13 protein-coding genes, 1 other RNA gene and 1 pseudogene are annotated in these 18,301 nt (G+C 65.9%); 9 read left to right on the plus strand and 6 right to left on the minus strand.

All coding sequences use genetic code 11. The features are described from left to right. The first annotated feature begins 13 nt into the window (after nt 1-13). Together AC1RAD_RS28755 and lhpI are read left to right on the plus strand one after the other, a co-directional pair. A complete protein-coding gene (locus AC1RAD_RS28755) occupies nt 14-3,481 on the plus strand; it encodes a molybdopterin-dependent oxidoreductase (RefSeq protein ID WP_492738520.1) in 3,468 nt (1,155 codons plus the stop codon). A 40-nt stretch (nt 3,482-3,521) separates the two neighbouring features. Then, nucleotides 3,522-4,466, plus strand: a complete 945-nt coding sequence (gene lhpI / locus AC1RAD_RS28760) for a bifunctional Delta(1)-pyrroline-2-carboxylate/Delta(1)-piperideine-2-carboxylate reductase (RefSeq protein WP_492738522.1) — start codon at nt 3,522-3,524, stop codon at nt 4,464-4,466. Nucleotides 4,467-4,487: 21 nt separating this feature from the next. Here the strand turns inward: lhpI and AC1RAD_RS28765 are convergent, their stop codons facing one another. Next, nucleotides 4,488-5,456, minus strand: a complete 969-nt coding sequence (locus tag AC1RAD_RS28765) for a LysR family transcriptional regulator (RefSeq protein ID WP_492738524.1) — start codon at nt 5,454-5,456, stop codon at nt 4,488-4,490. A gap of 103 nt (nt 5,457-5,559) precedes the next feature. Between AC1RAD_RS28765 and AC1RAD_RS28770 the strand changes: the two genes are divergently transcribed. Both AC1RAD_RS28770 and ggt read left to right on the plus strand, forming a co-directional pair. Further along, on the plus strand, nt 5,560-6,546 hold the full coding sequence (locus AC1RAD_RS28770; RefSeq protein ID WP_492738526.1) for a Bug family tripartite tricarboxylate transporter substrate binding protein: 987 nt from the start codon (nt 5,560-5,562) through the stop codon (nt 6,544-6,546). Nucleotides 6,547-6,636: 90 nt separating this feature from the next. Continuing rightward, a complete protein-coding gene (ggt, locus tag AC1RAD_RS28775) occupies nt 6,637-8,268 on the plus strand; it encodes a gamma-glutamyltransferase (RefSeq protein ID WP_492738527.1) in 1,632 nt (543 codons plus the stop codon). A 439-nt stretch (nt 8,269-8,707) separates the two neighbouring features. Here the strand turns inward: ggt and AC1RAD_RS28780 are convergent. The 5 genes and pseudogenes from AC1RAD_RS28780 to ompA form a co-directional block, all read right to left on the minus strand. After that, nucleotides 8,708-8,904 (minus strand): annotated as a pseudogene (locus AC1RAD_RS28780) (helix-turn-helix domain-containing protein); the annotation flags it as partial. 168 nt (nt 8,905-9,072) lie between these two features. Continuing rightward, nucleotides 9,073-9,457: a transfer-messenger RNA gene (gene ssrA, locus AC1RAD_RS28785) on the minus strand. A gap of 12 nt (nt 9,458-9,469) precedes the next feature. After that, on the minus strand, nt 9,470-10,147 hold the full coding sequence (locus AC1RAD_RS28790; RefSeq protein ID WP_492738529.1) for an HAD family hydrolase: 678 nt from the start codon (nt 10,145-10,147) through the stop codon (nt 9,470-9,472). Continuing rightward, nucleotides 10,144-10,872 carry a bifunctional 2-polyprenyl-6-hydroxyphenol methylase/3-demethylubiquinol 3-O-methyltransferase UbiG gene (ubiG, locus tag AC1RAD_RS28795; RefSeq protein ID WP_062468650.1) on the minus strand — a complete coding sequence of 243 codons (729 nt, stop codon included), beginning with the start codon at nt 10,870-10,872 and terminating at the stop codon, nt 10,144-10,146. The genes AC1RAD_RS28790 and ubiG overlap by 4 nt, the downstream gene beginning before the upstream one ends. A gap of 129 nt (nt 10,873-11,001) precedes the next feature. Beyond that, nucleotides 11,002-11,652 (minus strand): outer membrane protein OmpA, encoded by a 651-nt coding sequence (gene ompA, locus AC1RAD_RS28800; protein ID WP_070064005.1) that lies wholly within the window; start codon nt 11,650-11,652, stop codon nt 11,002-11,004. Between the two features lie 224 nt (nt 11,653-11,876). Between ompA and gyrA the strand changes: the two genes are divergently transcribed. Genes gyrA through AC1RAD_RS28825 form a run of 5 tightly spaced genes read left to right on the plus strand, consistent with a single transcriptional unit; the run spans nt 11,877 to nt 18,301 of the window. Continuing rightward, the gene (gene gyrA / locus AC1RAD_RS28805; protein ID WP_159275243.1) at nt 11,877-14,522 is read left to right on the plus strand and encodes a DNA gyrase subunit A; all 2,646 of its coding nucleotides are present in this window, start codon (nt 11,877-11,879) and stop codon (nt 14,520-14,522) included. Next, nucleotides 14,519-15,106, plus strand: a complete 588-nt coding sequence (locus tag AC1RAD_RS28810; RefSeq protein WP_235926701.1) for a DUF2059 domain-containing protein — start codon at nt 14,519-14,521, stop codon at nt 15,104-15,106. The genes gyrA and AC1RAD_RS28810 overlap by 4 nt, the downstream gene beginning before the upstream one ends. A 6-nt stretch (nt 15,107-15,112) precedes the next feature. Further along, the gene (gene serC, locus AC1RAD_RS28815) at nt 15,113-16,243 is read left to right on the plus strand and encodes a 3-phosphoserine/phosphohydroxythreonine transaminase (protein WP_492738531.1); all 1,131 of its coding nucleotides are present in this window, start codon (nt 15,113-15,115) and stop codon (nt 16,241-16,243) included. A gap of 24 nt (nt 16,244-16,267) precedes the next feature. Then, nucleotides 16,268-17,389, plus strand: coding sequence for a prephenate dehydratase (gene pheA, locus AC1RAD_RS28820; protein ID WP_062468655.1), 1,122 nt, complete (start codon nt 16,268-16,270; stop codon nt 17,387-17,389). An 18-nt stretch (nt 17,390-17,407) separates the two neighbouring features. Then, the gene (locus AC1RAD_RS28825) at nt 17,408-18,301 is read left to right on the plus strand and encodes a prephenate dehydrogenase (protein WP_390345520.1); all 894 of its coding nucleotides are present in this window, start codon (nt 17,408-17,410) and stop codon (nt 18,299-18,301) included.

The raw sequence follows: 18,301 nt of genomic DNA on the forward strand, positions 1-18,301 counted from the left end.
GCGCAGATTCCGGATGCAAGTGATGACGACGACGGCGCCCACGCAAACCAAGCAGGGCTACTGCACGCTCTGCCGTTCGCGCTGCGGCACGCTCAACGAGGTGCGTGACGACATGCTGGTGTCGGTTCGGCCCGACGCTTCGCACCCCACCGGCCAGGCGATGTGCATGAAGGGCAAGGCCGCGCCCGAGCTCGTGCACAGCCCGCACCGGCTGCGCTACCCGATGCGCCGCACGAGGCCCAAGACCGAGGCGGATCCGGGCTGGGTGCGCATCGGCTGGGACGAGGCATTGGCCGAGACCGCACAGCGCCTGAGCGCCATCAAGGCCGAGAGCGGTGCCGAGTCGGTGGTGTTCGCCGTGACCACGCCCAGCGGCACGCCACTGACGGACAGCATCGACTGGATCGAGCGCTTCGTGCGCCTCTTCGGCAGCCCCAACATCTGCTACGCAACCGAGGTCTGCAACTGGCACAAGGACTCCGCGCACGCCTTCACCTTCGGCTGCGGCATGCCCGCGGCCGACTACGCACAGGCCGAACTGATCGTGCTGTGGGGGCACAACCCAGCGAACACCTGGCTGGCGCAGGCCAACGCGATCGGCCGAGGCCGCGCGAACGGGGCGAAGATGGTGGTGATCGATCCGCGCCCCACGGCGCTCGCGCGGCAGGCTGACAGCTGGCTGCCCGTGCGGCCCGGAACCGATGCGGCACTGGCGCTGGGGCTGATCCACCTGCTGATCGCGGACGCGCGCTTCGACGAAGGTTTCGTGCGCGCATGGACCAATGCCCCGCTGCTGGTGCGCGGCGACAACGGACACTTCCTGCGCGAGCAGGACCTGTGGCCCGATGCCCAGGGCAACCGCTTCATGGCATGGAACGACGCGCTTGGCTGCGCGGTGCCTTATGACACCGAGCAGGCGGCGCAAACTCAGGACGCCGCCCACTTCCGCCTGCGCGGCGCGGTCGAGATCGACGTGGGTGCACATCGCCTGTCGTGTGCGCCAGCTTTCGAACTGCTGGCCCAGGGCTGTGCCGCCTACACGCCGCCGAATGTCGAACGCATCACCGGCGTTGCCGAGGCTTCGCTGCGCGCAGTCGCCGACCTCTTCGGCACTTGCCGCCGCGTGGCCTATCACGCCTGGACCGGCATCGGCCAGCACACCAACGCGACGCAAGCCGAGCGCGCGGTCGCCACGCTGTATGCGTTGTGCGGCAGCTTCGACCGTATCGGCGCGAACCGCGTTCGCGTCGGTCCGCGCGTCAACGCCGTCAACTCGCTCTCATTGCTGCCCGATACGCAGCGCGCCAAGGCGCTCGGTCTGGCGCAGCGCCCGATCGGCCCTCCCGCACACGGCTGGGTGACGGCGCGCGACACCTACCGCGCGATTCTCGAAGGCGAGCCTTACAGGGTGCGCGCGATGATGGCCTTCGGCACCAACCTGCCCGTGTCGCAGGCCGACAGCGCGCTCGCGCACCAGGCACTGTCGCAGCTCGAGTTCCATGTGCACTGCGACTTGTTCGAAACACCCGCCGCCCGATACGCCGACATCCTGCTGCCGGTCAATACACCCTGGGAACGCGAGGGCCTGCGCATCGGCTTCGAGATCGACGACCGTGCGGCCGGCTGGGTGCAGTTGCGCCAGCGCATGGTGACGCCACGCGGTGAATCGCGCGCCGACAACGACGTGCTGTTCGATCTGGCCGTTCGCCTGGGCATGGGGGGCGACTTCTTCGGCGGCAGCCTCGACGCGGGCTGGAACCATATGCTCGAGCCGCTCGGCCTCACGGTCGACCAGTTGCGTGCCCGGCCCGAAGGCATGGCCTGCGCCATCGACGCGAGCGAGCAGAAGTACGCCCGCGCCACGCCCACCGGCGTGCGCGGCTTCGACACCCCGACGCGACGCGTCGAGCTCTATTCCGAAACCCTGCTGCGCCACGGCCAGCCGCCGGTCGCCACCTTCGTCGAACCGGCAGACACGCCGCGCGATGCGAAGGCCACGCGCCAGGGCCGCTTTCCCTATGTGCTGAGTTCGGCCAAGAACGGCTTCTATTGCCACAGCCAGCACCGCAGTCTGGCCTCGCTGCGCAAGCGCGCGCCCGATCCGGTGGCCGAATTGAGCCCCGCGCTCGCGGCCGCCAAAGGCATCGTCGACGGCGACTGGATGCGCATCCGCACGCGCGTGGGCGAGGCCCGCTTCGTCGCACGCGTCACGCCCCAACTGGCGGACGACGTCATCGTGGCCGAGTTCGGCTGGTGGCAGAGCTGCCCCGAGCTCGACCGCGATGGCCTGCCGATTGAAGGCGCGTTGGGCAGCAACTTCAACGCGCTGATATCCGCTGACAGCTGCGATCCGGTGAGCGGTTCGGTGCCGCATCGCTCGTTTCTCTGCGACATCGAACGCGACCCGGCCACAGAGATGCGGCAGCGAAAGTGGTCCGGCTACCGCCCCTTCCGCATCAGCGCGCTGCGGCCCGAGGCCGACGGCGTGCTGGGCATCCACTTCGAGCCAGTCGACGGCGGCGAACTGCCCGATTACCGACCCGGTCAGCACATCGAGATGCAATTGCATCTGGACGATGGCACGCAGGTCACGCGCGCCTACTCGCTCACGGGTGCGGCCGAGGTGCCGGGCCGGCGCAGCTACAGCGTGGCCGTGCGCCACCAGCGCGGCCGCTCGGCCGACGGCACGCCGCACGAGGGGCGCGTGTCGAGCCATCTGCACCGCGCGTTGAAGGTCGGCGACACCCTCGCGCTGCGGGCGCCGTCCGGCGGCTTCGTGCTGCCGCGCCACTCGCCGCAGCCGCTGGCCTTTTTCGCGGGCGGCATCGGCATCACGCCCTTCATCAGCCTGCTCGAATCGCTGCCCGACGGCGCGCAGGGTCCGGCCATCTGGCTCTACTACGCCAACCAGAACGGCACGACCCACGCGTTTCGCGAGCGCATTGCACAGCACTGCGCGCGGCTGCCGCAGTTGCAGGTTGTCGACCACTACAACGCACCACGGCCGCAGGAGCGCCTGGGCATCGACTACCAGTCGGACCGCTTCATCGACGCGAGCGTGGTGGACGACGCGTTGATCGCGCAGCGCGCCCGCTTCTACCTGTGCGGACCGCCGGCCATGATGGACGCGGTGACCGCCGGCCTCGTGGCGCGGGGCGTTCCGCGCTTCGACATCTTCAGCGAGGTCTTCCGTTCGCCCACCACGCCGCCCACCGACGGCGACCAGCGCTTCACCGTCAGCTTTGCGCGCTCAGGCCGCGCCCCCGCGACGTGGACGCCCCGGCAGGGCACGTTGCTGACCTTTGGCGAATCGCTCGGCGTGCAGATGGCCAGCGGGTGCCGTGTGGGCCAGTGCGAGAGCTGCGCCGTGCGCCTGTTGAGCGGCAAGGTGCGCCATCTGCACGGCAGCGAACCGGAAGACCCGGCCGTGTGCCTGGCCTGCCAGGCCATCCCGCTCGAAAACGTGGTGCTCGAGGCATGACGGCCGGCACCTTCATTCACCTGATTCCCTCCGCAACCTCATGAAGATCATCGATACCGAAAGCACCCGCCGTGCGCTGCCCTTTGACCGCCTGATCCCGGCCCTTCGGGAGATGTTCATCGCCGGCTGCGAGGTGCCCTTGCGGCACACGCATTCGCTCCAGGCCGAGGCGGACGCCTCGCCCCGCACCGTGCTGGTCATGCCGGCGTGGCAGCACGGCCGCTACCTGGGCATCAAGACAGTGACCATCTTCCCGGACAACGCGCAACGCGGCCTGCCCGGACTGTTCTCGACCTATGTGCTGTACGACGCCAGCACGGGTGAGCCGCTGGCGCAGATCGACGGCAACGAGATCACGTCGCGCCGCACCGCTGCCGCATCGGCCCTGGCCGCGTCCTATCTCGCGCCTGCCGATGCGTGCAGCCTGCTGGTCGTCGGCTGCGGGCGTGTCGGCAGTCTGATTCCCGAGGCCTACCGCGCCGTGCGTCCGATCGAACGCGTGGTGGTGTGGGACCGCGACGAATCTGCGGCGAAGGCACTCGCTGCGCGGCTGTGCGCGCAGAACATCGAGGCGGTCGTTGCGCCGGATCTCGCCAAGGCGGTGAACGACGTCGACATCGTGAGCTGTGCCACGCTCGCCACGCAGCCGGTGGTGCAGGGAGCGTGGCTGCGGCCTCGCAGCCACCTCGACCTGATCGGCAGTTTCACGCCGCAGATGCGCGAAGCCGACGATGCCTGTTTCGCTGGCGCACGTCTGTTTGTCGATACGCAGGAAGCGTTGCAAAAGAGTGGCGAATTGCTCGGGCCCCTGTCGCGCGGCGTGTTCGCCGCCGACGATGTGGCAGGGGAGTTGGCCGACCTGGCCACGGGCCGGATCAAGGGACGCGCCGATGGTGACGGGCGGACCGTCTTCAAGGCCGTGGGCACCGCCTTGGAGGACCTGGCCGCGGCAGTGGTGGTCTACGAAGCTTCCGATTCGACCTGAGACACTTACCTTGGCGGGCCGCTAAGCGCTGGGCGCCTCCTGCACGTGTGCGGCAGGCAAGCCCCGCGCATGCGCCTTCAGGCAGGCAATGAAATCCATGAGCGTGGCCGAGACGTGCTCGCGGTTCCACACCACGGTGATGGGGCCGAAGCGGATGTTCGAATCGATGGCGACCTTCCGGAACAGCCCCAGCGAGGCCATGTAGTCCGCCATGGATTCCGCACACACGCCGACATAGTCACCCTTTTGCAGCAGCGCCTGCATCATGGCCAACGAGGCGGTTTCTGCCTTGGGCACAAGCCACGATGCCTGTTGCTCGATGAGATAGGCATCCATCTGGATGCGGGTGAGCGTGCCAAGGGGCGGCATCACCCAATGCTCGCGCAGCACGTCGGCAAAGCCCAGCGGCTGGTTGCGGTTCCAGTGCTTGCTGCCCTGGCCGATGACGATGCTCACCCGGTCGTCAAAGAGCACGTGGTGCGCCAGTTGCGGCTGGTGCGCCCGCGCATCCAGAACGCCGATCACGGCATCCATGGCACGCGTGTCCAGGCCTTTGAGCAGGTCGTCGAACAGGCCGTCGTGGATGGACACGGCCACATCGGCATGGCGCTGCTGGAACGCGGTCACGGCTTCGGGCAGGCCGCCGGCGATGCCTGCCCAGACACTGCCCACGTTCAGTCGCGGCACGCGTCCCGCAGCCACCGCATGCATTTCGAGGCCGGTACGGGCGATATCGCCCAGCACCGTGATGGCCAGGCGTTTGAGCAGATGCCCGGCAGGCGTCAGTTGCACCTTGCGCCCGCGCACCACCAGCGGCGTGCCCGCCACGCGTTCGAGCTCTGCCAGCCAGTGCGACATGGCAGATTGCGTCATGTGCAGCCGCGCCGCCGCTTCGGTCAGCGTGCCCGCCTCGTCCAGCACCAGAAAGGACTCCAGATGCCGGACCTTGATGCCTCGTGCCCATGACAGGCCTTCCGAACGCTCGATCATGAGTAAACCTTCATGCATCCATTTTGCATTTTCGCTAGGCAGATGGCAGGGGTTGTCATGAAAATTACTTCATCTTCCATGACAGACCTTCTGAGGAATCCCTGTGCCCAAAGCAATCACGAACATCTACAAGATCCTGATGGGTGCCGCGGTCGCGGCCGCCACGGCCACCACCGTGTTCGCGCAAGCCTCCTACCCCAGTCGTCCCGTGCGCCTGATCGTGTCGCAGGCCCCGGGCGGCAGCAGCGACACCATCGCACGCATGTGGGCTGAACACGCAGGCAAGGCCATTGGCGCCACCATCGTGGTGGAGAACAAGCCCGGTGCGGGCGGCCTCATTGCCGCACAGAACGCGCTGAATGCGCCCGCCGACGGCTACACCTTGCTGCTGGGCAGCGTGTCGCTGATGGTGCTCAATCAGTTCACCTACAAGCCACTGCCCTACAACCCCGAGAAGGATTTTGTTGGCGTGACCATGCTGACGACGGTGCCGTTCGTGCTGTCGGCCAACCCGGCCACGGGCATCAAGACGCTCAAGGATCTGACAGAAAAAGCCAAGGCGGCACCCGGCAAGCTGAACTTCGCGTCCGCCGGCTTGGGCAACTCCACCCACCTGGCGGTCGAGCTCGTGTCCAATGCCCTGGGCATTTCGATGACCCACATCCCTTACAAGGGTGAGGCCGACGGCATCTTGGCCACCATCGGCGGGCAAACCGAAGTGATGGCACCGGTGTATGGCACCGCCCTGCCCCACATCAAGAACCACAAGCTCAATCCACTGGCCGTGTTGTCGCCGCAACGCACTCCTGAGCTGCCCGATGTGCCCACCCTGGGTGAGCTGGGTGTGAAGGGCTTTGACAACATGGGCTGGAGTGCCGTGGTGGCGCGCGCCGGCACGCCGGCCGACATTGTGGAAAAGCTCAACAAGGCGACGACGGCCTTCCACCAGAGTCCCGACGTGCAGGCCAAGCTCAAAAGCATGGGCGTGATCCCCATGTCCGGCCCTTCCGCGCTGGTCATGGAAACGGCGGCGCGTGACGCCAAGGCCTGGGGGCCCACGCTCGGGGCGCTGAACCTCAGCGCCAAGTAAGCCGGCGACCGCGCAAGCGCCGCCCCTTTTTCGTCCATCTTCACCCCTTGCCGTATCACCGATGCAGCAAGGGGCTCGTCATCACACCTCATGAAAAAAGAAGCAATGGTGGTCTGCCCGCAGCCGGAGGCCGCCGAGTCCGGCATCGACATCCTGCGTGCAGGCGGTAACGCGGTGGATGCCGCCGTGGCCACCGCGCTGGCCCAGACCGTGGTCGATCCGCTGATGTGCGGCATCGCAGGTTTCGGCACCGCCGCCGTGTACCTGCCGGGCGCCCAGGTACATGAATATTTCGACTTCCACTCGCCCGCGCCGCTGGCGGCCAGGGAAAACATGTGGGAGCACCTGCTCGAGGGCGAGACCAAGGACGGCTTCGGTTTCATCCTCAAGGGCCGCGTCAACGACATCGGCCCCCAGTCCATCGGTACGCCGGCCACGCTCAAGGGCCTGGAGGCCATGCACCAGGCGCACGGCCGCCTGCCGTGGCAGCAGGTGGTGGAGCCCGCCATCCGCTGGGCCGCGGACGGCTACTTTGTGCGACCCGGCATGCACGCCTTCTGGATCGACGAGCCCACCATGGGTCGCGTCGGCAACCTGGAGCGGCTGCAGTACTGCGAGGAAAGCCGCCAGCTGTACTGCCGCCCCGATGGCCGCCCCAAGCCCATCGGCGCACCACTGCGCAACGAAGGCATGGCCGCCGTGCTGCGCCAGATTGCTGAAGAAGGTGCGCGCCCGTTCTACCAGGGTGACCTGGCGCTAAAAATGGTGACGCACCTGCAGTCGCTGGGGGCGCTGATCACGCTCGACGACCTGGCCCGGTATCAGGTGCAGCGCAACCCGCCGTTGGTGGGCCGCTACCGCGACCGCACCATCACGACCAACCAGCCCCCGGGCGGCGGCGCCATGCTGCTGGAGATGCTCAACATCCTCGAGCACTTCGATCTGGCGAGCCTGGAGCACAACAGCCCCGCCTACCTGCAGCGGGTGTGCGAGGCCATGAAGAAGGCGACGATCGACAAGGACCGCTGCATCGGCGACCCGAAGTTCTTCGATGTGCCGCTGGATCAGCTCCTGTCCAAGGACATGGCCCGGGAAGTGGCCGAGCAGATCCGCACGGGCCATCGCTTCAACGTGGAGCGCGTGAACCCTGGCGCACCCGTGCCACGCGACACCACCCACCTGAGCGTGGTGGACGCCGACGGCAACGCCGTGTCCCTGACCCACTCGCTGGCCATGCCCTCGGGCATCATCACCCCGGGCATGGGTTTTCTGTACAACGGCTGCATGGGCGTGTTCGATCCGCGTCCGGGCCGCGCCGGCAGCATCCAGCCGGGCAAGAGCCGCTTCACCTCGTCCTGCCCCACCATGACCTTCAAGGACGGTGAGCTCGACGTGGTGCTCGGCGCCCCCGGTGGCACGCAGATCGCCATGGGCGTGCTGCAGGTGCTGCTCAACGTGATCGACCACGGCATGGAGATGCAGGCAGCGGTGTCGGCACCTCGCTTCTCGTCCACCAGCAACGCCATCGACGTGTGCAACCGCATTCCGCGCTCCACCACGCGCGCGCTGGAAGCACAGGGCTACGCCATTGGCCGCAACCCGTACAACTACACCATCGGCTGGGTGCACGGCGTGCAGGTCCAGGCCGATGGCCTGCACGGCGGCGCCGACCCCGGCCGCGATGGCGTGGCGTACCGGCTGCGCATGGATCCTGCGCACTGATCGGCCACCGTTTTCAGCTATCGACTGTGTGGCTTATGAGGAACTCATTCCCATCCCGCCTTCTTTGCATGTAGCCAGCCGCGCCTATCTGCTTTGCAGCGGAAGCGGGCATCCATCTCAACAGCCCGAAGGGCAGCTTATGTCCAAGGGCCGACTTCGCGAAGCTAGGGAATGTAGACGAGGCCAAGCGCCCACAGGTGACGCTCCGTCCCCCTAGCGCAGTCGTCTGTCTGTGGAAGTCCCATGCCGTCAAGCTGTTGGTTTTCGCCGATCTCTGACCCTAGATTTCCATCGGATACTGACCCACCCGCTTGGTGAGCCCGAAGGCCTCACGATGTGGATAAGTGCTTGATACCCTCCCTTTTTAGGTTGAGACTGTGTGGATCTGCCGCGGATTGCGCCGCTGTTTGCGCGATTTGGTTGCCTCGATCGAGCGTCAGGTCGCGAGCTTTTCGGCATAGGGATTGAGCTTGCTTGAACTCGTCCGCTTGGCGTAGCGCGGCTCTTCATCGCCGGCTCGCAGGTACTTCTTTACGGTGTTGCGAGACAGGCCTGTACGCCTGGCTATCTCGCGAATGGACATCTGCTCGCGCAGGGCCCAGGTCTGATGACACTCAATGTCGCCGCGTCTATCACTCCTAGGATCCCCTGCTTTAAAAATGAGCAGGGTAGGGTTTTACGTGGGTCAGTCTTAGACGGAAATTGCTGCGTTAACTGGGTCAAATTTCGGCGGCTATCAACAAACCGATTCCCCAATGAAAAAGGGCGTTCACTGAACTTCAGTGAACGCCCTGGGTCGTTGTGTGGTGGAGCTGGGGGGATTTGAACCCCCGTCCGCAAGCCTTCATCGCGCAGTTCTACATGTGTAGTGATCTGATTTGAGTCTCGCTTCCGGAGTCGCGCAGTCACACGCTAAACCGGACGCCAGCACCCTATTTTCTCGCCCCGACCCAAGGTACCCGGATCGGAGCCAGCCCATGTAATTATCCTTGCAGCCGGGAGGTCAGGATTGCTCCAGACCCCCTTGCCCAGCCCATCGGCCAACTGTTGCAAGGCTCACTGGCAATTAAGCAGCGAGTGCGAAACGTTCGTCGTTTGCAGTTAGTTTGTTTGAATCTGTTTTACGAGCGCATTCAGCTCGACATGCCCCGCTGCGACTCCGAACCCACGTCGAAACCAGTGCAGCCCCAAGCGACTCATTTTAGGCGCTATTGAGTAACTTCAAGAGCTCAAGGGGTGAAGAGATTGAAGCATCGGCCTCCCAGAGCGCCGCATCGGCCTGCGAACCCATGTAGCCGTAGGTCGCGGCCACGGTTCCCATGCCCGCGGCGCGGCCCGCGATGATGTCGCGCTCGTCGTCTCCCACGTAGATGCAGGCCTCGGGCGCCACGCCGAGACGGCGCGCCGCCTCGTGCAGCGGCTCGGGGTGCGGCTTGGCGAATGGTGTGGTGTCGCCGCTCACGATCGCGCCCGCGCTCGCGAAGAGCGGCATCGCAGCCGTCAGCGGTTCGGTGAAGCGGGCCGACTTGTTGGTGACCACGCCCCAGCGCAGGCCGCGCTCGCGGATCGCCTCGATCAGCGGCGCCACGCCGTCGAACACCAGGGTGTTGAGCAGCATGCGGCGTTCGTAGCCGACGTAGAACTCCTCGCGCAGCGCGTCGAACTCCGGCGCATCGGGCGTGATGCCGAAGGCGATGCCGAGCATGCCGCGCGCGCCGGCACCGGCCATCGGGCGGTAGCGCTCCAGCGGGTAAGGCGCCAGGCCGCGGTCGGTGCGCATCTTGTCGGCCGCCGCGCCCAGGTCGGGCGCGCTGTCGATCAGCGTGCCGTCGAGGTCGAACAGGATGGCCTGTGTGGTCGTGCTCCCGATCTTCATCATCCCTGCGCCTCCGGCAGCGCCGGCTTCTGGGTCGCGAAGAGGTAGTTGACGCTGGTGTCGGCGCTGAGCCAGTAGCGGCGGGTCAGCGGGTTGTATTCCATGCCCCGGGTGTGGCGCAGGTCCAGGCGGGCAGCGCGGCAGTAGCCGGCCAGTTCGCTGGGACGGATCAGCTTGGGGTACTCGTGCGTGCCGCGCGGCAGCATGCCCAGGACGTACTCGGCGCCCACGATCGCCAGCATGAAGGACTTCAGGTTGCGGTTGATGGTCGAGAAGAACACCCAGCCGCCAGGCTTCACCAGGGTGGCGCAGGCCTGGATCACCGACGCCGGATCGGGCACGTGCTCCAGCATTTCCATGCAGGTGACCACATCGAAGCTGCCGGGCTGCTCGGCCGCGAGCGCCTCGGCACTGATTTCGCGGTATTTGACGCCGCGCGTCCCCGCTTCGAGGGCGTGCAGTTGGGCGACCTTCAGCGCCTTGGTCGCGAGGTCGACGCCCAGCACGTCAGCGCCCTTGCGCGCCATCGAATCGGCCAGGATGCCGCCGCCGCAGCCGATATCGACCACGCGCTGGCCCGAAATAGGTGCAATACCGTCAATCCATTCCAGCCGCAATGGATTGATTTCGTGCAGCGGGCGGAATTCGCTCTCCAAATCCCACCACCGGTGTGCGAGTTCCGAAAACTTGGCCAGTTCGGCCGGGTCTGCATTCACGTTTTCTGTCATGGGGCAATTATGAAGCGAGCAAAGCCCGGCTCGAAAGCAATGGGCCTGCATCGGGCACGGCCGCAAATACGGCAGGCATAAAAAAACCCCGCCGAAGCGGGGTTTTCATTCGTCGACGGAATCGATCGATCAGTTGGCGCGGGTGCCAACCACTTCGATTTCCACGCGACGGTTCTTGGCGCGGCCTTCCTTGGTGCGGTTGTCAGCCACAGGCTGCTTCTCGCCCTTGCCTTCGGTGTAGACGCGGTTGCGTTCGATGCCCTTCGAGACCAGGAAGGCCTTGACGGCTTCGGCGCGACGCACCGACAGACGCTGGTTGTAGGCGTCGGTACCGATGGAGTCGGTGTGACCCACAGCGATGATGACTTCGAGGTTCACGCCACGGATCTTCTCGACCAGGTCGGTCAGCTTGGCGCGACCTTCGGGCTTCAGCACCGACTTGTCGAAGTCGAAGAAGGCGTCAGCAGCGAAGGTGACCTTCGAAGCAGCGACTTGAGCCGGGGGAGCCACGGGAGCCACGCCAGGAGCGGTGGGCACAGCAGCCGGAGCAGCCGGAACCAGGGCGCCGTCGCAACCGGCGGCAGCCGTTGCGGGCGTCCAGTTGGCATCGCGCCAGCACAGTTCGTTCGTGCCGTTCTTCCAGACCAGTTCGCCGGTGCCGTTTTGCCAGTTGTCGATCGTAGGACCGCCGTTCGCAGCGGTGACACGGGTCTGCGCGCCGGCGGCAGTGGCGAGCGCAGCGACTGCAAACATCATCGCCACTTTATTCAGTTTCTTCATGGTTCTCCTCTTGGGGAAAAAGCCGCAGCCGCGCTGCGAATCAAGGACGCTTTAAGTGACCACCACCCAAAACGTTGAGACGATTGTGCCATAGGGTCTTTGGCAAACAGGCCGCTGGACGCCCCTGAAGCGTAGGACGGAGGCGGAATAGAGCCCTTGTGTTGCGGCGGTGCGACACCCCTCACAGCGTAAAATTTCGCCTTCCTGCCGCCAGCCTCTTGCTCATGACCTCCTTCGCCAAAGAAACCCTGCCCATCAGTCTCGAAGAGGAAATGCGCAGCAGCTACCTCGATTACGCCATGAGCGTGATCGTCGGCCGGGCGCTTCCCGACGCCCGCGACGGCCTCAAGCCGGTGCACCGGCGCGTGCTGTACGCGATGCACGAGCTCAACAACGACTGGAACCGGCCATACAAGAAGTCGGCCCGTATCGTCGGTGACGTGATCGGTAAGTACCACCCGCATGGCGACCAGTCGGTCTACGACACCATCGTCCGGCTGGCCCAGGACTTCTCGATGCGCCACATGCTGGTCGATGGCCAGGGCAACTTCGGGTCGGTCGACGGCGACAACGCCGCCGCAATGCGTTATACGGAAATCCGGCTGGCCAAAATTGCGCACGAAATGCTGGCCGATATCGACAAGGAAACTGTCGACTTTCAGGACAATTACGACGGCTCCGAAAAAGAACCGAAAGTTTTGCCCAGCCAGCTGCCGAATTTGCTGGTCAATGGCTCCGGCGGTATTGCGGTCGGCATGGCCACCAATATCCCGCCGCACAACCTGAATGAAGTGGTGGATGCCTGCCTGTATCTGCTGCGCAATCCGCAGGCGAGCATCGACGAACTGATGGAAATCGTGCCGGCGCCCGACTTCCCCACCGCCGGCATCATCTACGGCATCAACGGCGTGAAGGACGGCTACCGCACCGGCCGCGGCAAGGTGGTGATGCGCGCCAAGTGCCACTTCGAGGACATCGACCGCGGCCAGCGCCAGGCGATCATCGTCGACGAGCTCCCCTACCAGGTCAACAAGAAGACGCTGCAGGAGCGCATGGCCGAGCTGGTGCACGAGAAGAAGATCGAAGGCATCAGCCACATCCAGGACGAGTCCGACAAGTCGGGCATGCGCCTGGTGATCGAGCTCAAGCGCGGCGAAGTGCCCGAGGTGGTGCTCAACAACCTCTACAAGCAGACCCAGCTGCAGGACACCTTCGGCATCAACATGGTGGCGCTGGTCGACGGCCAGCCCAAGCTGTGCAACCTGAAGGACCTGATCGAAGTCTTCCTGCAGCACCGCCGCGAAGTGGTCACGCGCCGCACCGTCTTCACGCTGCGCAAGGCCCGCGAACGCGGCCACGTGCTCGAAGGCCTGGCGGTGGCACTGGCCAACATCGACGAGTTCATCCGCATCATCCGCGAGTCGCCCACCCCGCCGGTCGCCAAGGCCGAGCTCATGACCCGCAGCTGGGACAGCAAGCTGGTGCGTGAAATGCTCACACGTTCACGCGCCGACGGCGGCGTGATCAACGCCGACGACTACCGCCCCGAGGGCCTCGAGCGCGAGTACGGCATGGGCGGCGACGGCCTGTACCGCCTGTCGGAAACGCAAGCGCAGGAAATCCTGCAGATGCGCCTGCAGCGCCTGACCGGCCTCGAGCAGGACAAGATCGTTGCCGAGTACAAGGACGTCATGGCCGAGATCGACGACCTGCTCGACATCCTGGCCAAGCCCGAGCGCGTCTCGATCATCATTGGCGACGAACTCGGCGAGATCAAGCAGGAGTTCGGTCAGTCGAAGATCGGCGCCCGCCGCAGCCTGGTCGAGCACAGTGCCTACGACCTCTCGACCGAAGACCTGATCACGCCGACCGACATGGTGGTCACGCTCTCGCACAGCGGCTACATCAAGAGCCAGCCGCTGGGCGAGTACCGCGCGCAAAAGCGCGGCGGGCGCGGCAAGCAGGCCACATCCACCAAGGACGACGACTGGATCGACCAGCTCTTCATCGCCAACACGCACGACTACATCCTGTGCTTCTCCAACCGCGGCCGGCTGTACTGGCTCAAGGTGTGGGAAGTGCCGGCGGGTTCGCGCGGCTCGCGCGGACGCCCCATCGTCAACATGTTCCCGCTGCAGGAAGGCGAGAAGATCAACGTCGCCCTCGCCCTCACCGGCGAGAAGCGCAACTTCCCGGCCGACCAGTACGTGTTCATGGCGACCTCGATGGGCACGGTCAAGAAGACGGCGCTCGACGAATTCAGCAACCCGCGCAAGGGCGGCATCATTGCCGTGAACCTCGATGAAGGCGACTACCTCATCGGCGCGGCGCTGACCGACGGCAAGCACGACGTGATGCTCTTCAGCGACAACGGCAAGGCCGTGCGCTTCGACGAGGAAGACGTCCGCCCGCTGGGCCGCAACGCCCGCGGCGTGCGCGGCATGTCGCTGGAGCCGGGCCAGGGCGTGATCGCCATGCTGGTGGCCGAGGACGAGCAGCAGAGCGTGCTCACCGCCACCGAAAATGGTTACGGAAAACGCACAAGCATTACCGAATACACGCGTCATGGCCGCGGAACCAAAGGCATGATCGCGATTCAACAGAGTGAGCGCAACGGCAAGGTCGTTGCCGCCACGCTCGTTCATGCGGACGATGAGATCATGCTCATCACCGACAAGGGTGTGCTCGTGCGCACCCGTGTGGCCGAGATTCGCGAACTGGGTCGGGCGACGCAAGGCGTCACGCTGATCGGGCTCGACGAAGGCGCCAAACTCAGCGGGCTTCAACGCATCGTCGAAAACGACGCGGTCGGCGAAAGCGAGCCGGACGCAGACGACACTTCCACATCTTCAACGGAGAATCCTCAGTGAAAAAACAACTCAAGCTCGCACTCCTGACCGCTGCCCTCGCCGGCTCGTCCATGGCCGCCATGGCCCAGGACAAGGCCACGCTGATCAAGCAGTTCATCGAGATCCAGCGCCCCGGCATCGAGTCGCTGGCACGCGGCCTGATCGAGCAATCGAGCGCCCCCATCGCGCAAGCCGGTTCGCAGTACCTGCAGACCCAGGTGCCCGAAGCCAAGCGCGAATCCGCCGCCAAGGCCGCTGACGCCGAGCTGAAGAAGTACTTCGACGACGCCTACCCGCTGGTGCGCGACAAGGCCGTGCAGATCGCCCCTGGCGCCCTCACGCCCATCCTCGAGCAGAACTTCAGCGAAGACGAGCTCAAGCAGCTGCTGGCCTGGATCAACTCGCCCCTGAGCAAGAAGTACCAGGAACTGAACCCGAAGATGCAGACCGCTCTGACGGAAAAGCTGGTGACCGAAACCCGCGCCACCATCGAACCCAAGATGCGCGCACTCGACACCAACGTCGCCAAGGCCCTCGGTGCTCCGACCGACGGTGCAGCAGCTCCCGCCAAGGCGCCCGCCGCCAAGGCTCCCGCCAAGAAGTAAAGCAACGTGACCCAGCAGCAGACGCCGGCCGGCAAGCGCCCCTACAACTTTTCGGCCGGTCCGGCTGCCATGCCGGAGGCGGTGCTGCAACGCGCCGCTTCCGAGATGCTCGATTGGCAGGGCAGCGGCATGAGCGTGATGGAGATGAGCCATCGCGGCAAGGAATTCGGTGCCATCTGCACCCAGGCCGAAGCCGACATCCGCACGCTGCTGGCCATCCCCTCGCACTTTCACATCCTGTTCATGCAGGGTGGCGGCCTCGGCGAGAACGCCATCGTGCCGCTGAACCTGTCGCGCGGCGGCGTTGCCGACTTCGTCGTTACCGGCAGCTGGAGCGCCAAGTCGCACAAGGAAGCGCAGCGCTACTGCACCACCCGCGTGGCGGCCAGCAACGCTGACAACCAGCACACGCACTTGCCCGATCCCGCCAGCTGGCAGCTGTCTTCTGATGCCTCGTACGTGCACGTGTGCAGCAACGAGACCATCAACGGCATCGAGTTCCAGCAACTGCCCGACCTGGCCGCGCTCGGCAGCAAGGCGCCGCTGGTCATCGATTTTTCGTCGCACGTGGCTTCGCGCAGCGTCGACTGGAGCCGCGTCGGCCTGGCCTTCGGCGGCGCCCAGAAGAACCTCGGCCCCGCCGGCCTGACCATCGTGGTCGTGCGCGACGACCTGCTGGGCCACGCGCTCGAGATCTGCCCGAGCGCGTTCAACTACAAGACCGTGGCCGACAACCACTCCATGTACAACACCCCGCCGACCTGGGGCATCTACATGGCAGGGCTCACGTTCCAGTGGCTGCTGCAGCAGACCGAGGGCGCGCTCACCGGCGTTGCCGCCATGGAGCAGCGCAATGTCGAGAAGGCCAAGCTGCTGTACGACTTCATCGACGGCTCCGACTTCTACGCCAACCGCATCGAAGCCAACTGCCGTTCGCGCATGAACGTGCCGTTCTTCCTGGCCGACGAGGGCCGCAACGAGGCCTTCCTGGCCGGCGCGCGCGAAGCCGGGCTGCTGCAGCTCAAGGGCCACAAGTCGGTCGGTGGCATGCGCGCGAGCATCTACAACGCCATGCCGCTGGCAGGGGTGCAGGCCTTGGTGGCCTACATGAGAGAATTCGAGCGATCGCATGCGTAGGCGCATGCCCTGTTGCTCGCACCGATGACCGCCTCTGCCCCCACACCACCCACCACCCCCGACAATTCCGAAAGCCTGGCCGGTCTGCGCGTGCAGATCGACTCCCTCGACCAACGGCTGCTGAGCCTGCTCAATGAGCGCGCCCATGTGGCCGAGCTGGTCGGCGAGGTCAAGAAGCGCGAAGGCACGCCCTTCTTCCGCCCCGACCGCGTCGCCGCGGTCATCGACAAGATGCAAAAAAGCAATGGCGGTCCGCTCAAGGACCTCCATGTCGCGGCCATCTGGCGCGAGATCATGTCGGCCTGCCTGGCCCTCGAGTCGCCTCAGCGCGTGGCCGTGCTCGGCCCCGAGGGCACCTTCTGCGAACAGGCCGCCATCGAGTACTTCGGCGGCGCCGCCGACCTGATCTACTGCGCCAGCTTCGACGAGGTGTTCCACGCCACCGCCGCGGGCAGCGCCCAGTACGGCGTGGTCGGCGTCGAGAACTCGACCGAAGGCGTGGTCACGCGCTCGCTCGACCTGTTCCTGCACTCGCCCACCCATGTGGTCGGCGAAGTCAGCCTGCTGGTGCGTCACCACCTGATGCGCAGCAGCAATTCGCTCGAAGGCGTCGAGGCCGTGCTGGCCCATCCGCAGGCGCTGGCGCAGTGCCAGACCTGGCTGTCCAAGCACCTGCCCAACGCCGAGCGGCGCGCCGTGTCGAGCAACGCCGAAGGCGCGCGCCTCGCGGCCACCAACCCGGCCTGGGCCGCACTCGCCGGCGAACGCGCCGCCACCCGCTTCGGCCTGCACATCGTGGCGCACGCCATCCAGGACGATTCGTACAACCGCACCCGCTTCTCCGTGATCTGCCTGCCGCAGACGCTGGCCATGCCGCCGGCCTCGGGCAAGGACTGCACGAGCCTGATCGTCTCGGTGCCCAACCGCCCCGGCGCGGTGCACGACCTGCTGGTGCCGCTGAAGGCCAACAACGTCTCGATGACGCGCTTCGAGTCGCGCCCCGCGCGCACCGGCCAGTGGGAGTACTACTTCTACATCGACCTCGACGGCCACCCCTCGCAGCCCAACGTGGCCGCGGCGCTGGCCGAACTGCGCGGCCTCTGCGCCTTCTACAAGGTGCTCGGCGCCTATCCGATCAAAGCCTGAGCCGAACGGACCGACGCGATGTTCGAGCAACTGGGATTGATCGGCTGCGGCCTCATGGGCGGCTCCTTTGCGCTCGCGCTCAAGCGCGCGAAGCTGGTGAAACGCGTGGTGGGCTACAGCAAGTCGCCCTCCACCACCGAACGGGCGCGTCAGCTCGGCGTGATCGATGTGGCGGCGCCCTCGGCGCTGCTGGCGGTGTCGGGCGCCGACATCGTGCTGCTGGCCGTGCCGGTGGCCGCCTCGGAAGCCACCTTCAAGGCGATCCGCCACGGCATCTCGGCCGACACGCTGGTGATGGACGTGGGCTCGACCAAGGGCGACGTGATCGAGGCCGCGCGCAACGGCCTGCAAAAGCAGTTCGCCAGCTTCGTGCCGGCGCATCCGATCGCCGGCAAGGAAGTCTCCGGCATCGAGCATGCCGAAGCCTCGCTCTTCACCGGCCGCCAGGTCGTGCTGACCCCCGTCAAGACCACGCTGCGCTCCAACGTGCAGCGCGCGTCGCAGGTGTGGAGCGGCATCGGTGCCAACGTCGTCACCATGACGCACGAAGAGCACGACGCCGCCTTCGCCGCCGTGAGCCACCTGCCGCACCTGCTGGCCTTTGCCTACACCAACGCGCTCATCGGTCAGCCGCAGGGCGACCGCTTCCTGAGCCTCGCGGGACCGGGCTTTCGCGACTTCTCGCGCATCGCCGCCAGCGACCCCGTCATGTGGCGCGACGTGCTGCTCGCCAACCGCGAGCAGGTGCTGCAGCAGTCGCAGGCCTTCCGCAAGGCGCTGGAAGACCTCGAGACGCTGATGACCGCCGGCGACCTGCAGGGCCTGGAGCAATCCATCGCCGCCGCCAGCAAGGCACGCGCCGCCTGGCGGCCGAATTCGAGCACCGATGCTCTGGCCCAGCAGGACAGCTGA

The sequence above is a fragment of the Variovorax sp. GW823-FHT04B03 genome (assembly GCF_058796495.1).

Coding starts and splice junctions, on each gene's coding strand:
- AC1RAD_RS28825 (WP_390345520.1), top strand. CDS start 17,408: ATGTTCGAGCAACTGGGATTGATCGGCTGCGGCCTCATGGGCGGCTCC.
- ggt (WP_492738527.1), top strand. CDS start 6,637: ATGAAAAAAGAAGCAATGGTGGTCTGCCCGCAGCCGGAGGCCGCCGAG.
- pheA (WP_062468655.1), top strand. CDS start 16,268: ATGACCGCCTCTGCCCCCACACCACCCACCACCCCCGACAATTCCGAA.
- AC1RAD_RS28765 (WP_492738524.1), bottom strand. CDS start 5,456: ATGATCGAGCGTTCGGAAGGCCTGTCATGGGCACGAGGCATCAAGGTC.
- gyrA (WP_159275243.1), top strand. CDS start 11,877: ATGACCTCCTTCGCCAAAGAAACCCTGCCCATCAGTCTCGAAGAGGAA.
- AC1RAD_RS28790 (WP_492738529.1), bottom strand. CDS start 10,147: ATGATGAAGATCGGGAGCACGACCACACAGGCCATCCTGTTCGACCTC.
- lhpI (WP_492738522.1), top strand. CDS start 3,522: ATGAAGATCATCGATACCGAAAGCACCCGCCGTGCGCTGCCCTTTGAC.
- ubiG (WP_062468650.1), bottom strand. CDS start 10,872: ATGACAGAAAACGTGAATGCAGACCCGGCCGAACTGGCCAAGTTTTCG.
- AC1RAD_RS28755 (WP_492738520.1), top strand. CDS start 14: ATGCAAGTGATGACGACGACGGCGCCCACGCAAACCAAGCAGGGCTAC.
- ompA (WP_070064005.1), bottom strand. CDS start 11,652: ATGAAGAAACTGAATAAAGTGGCGATGATGTTTGCAGTCGCTGCGCTC.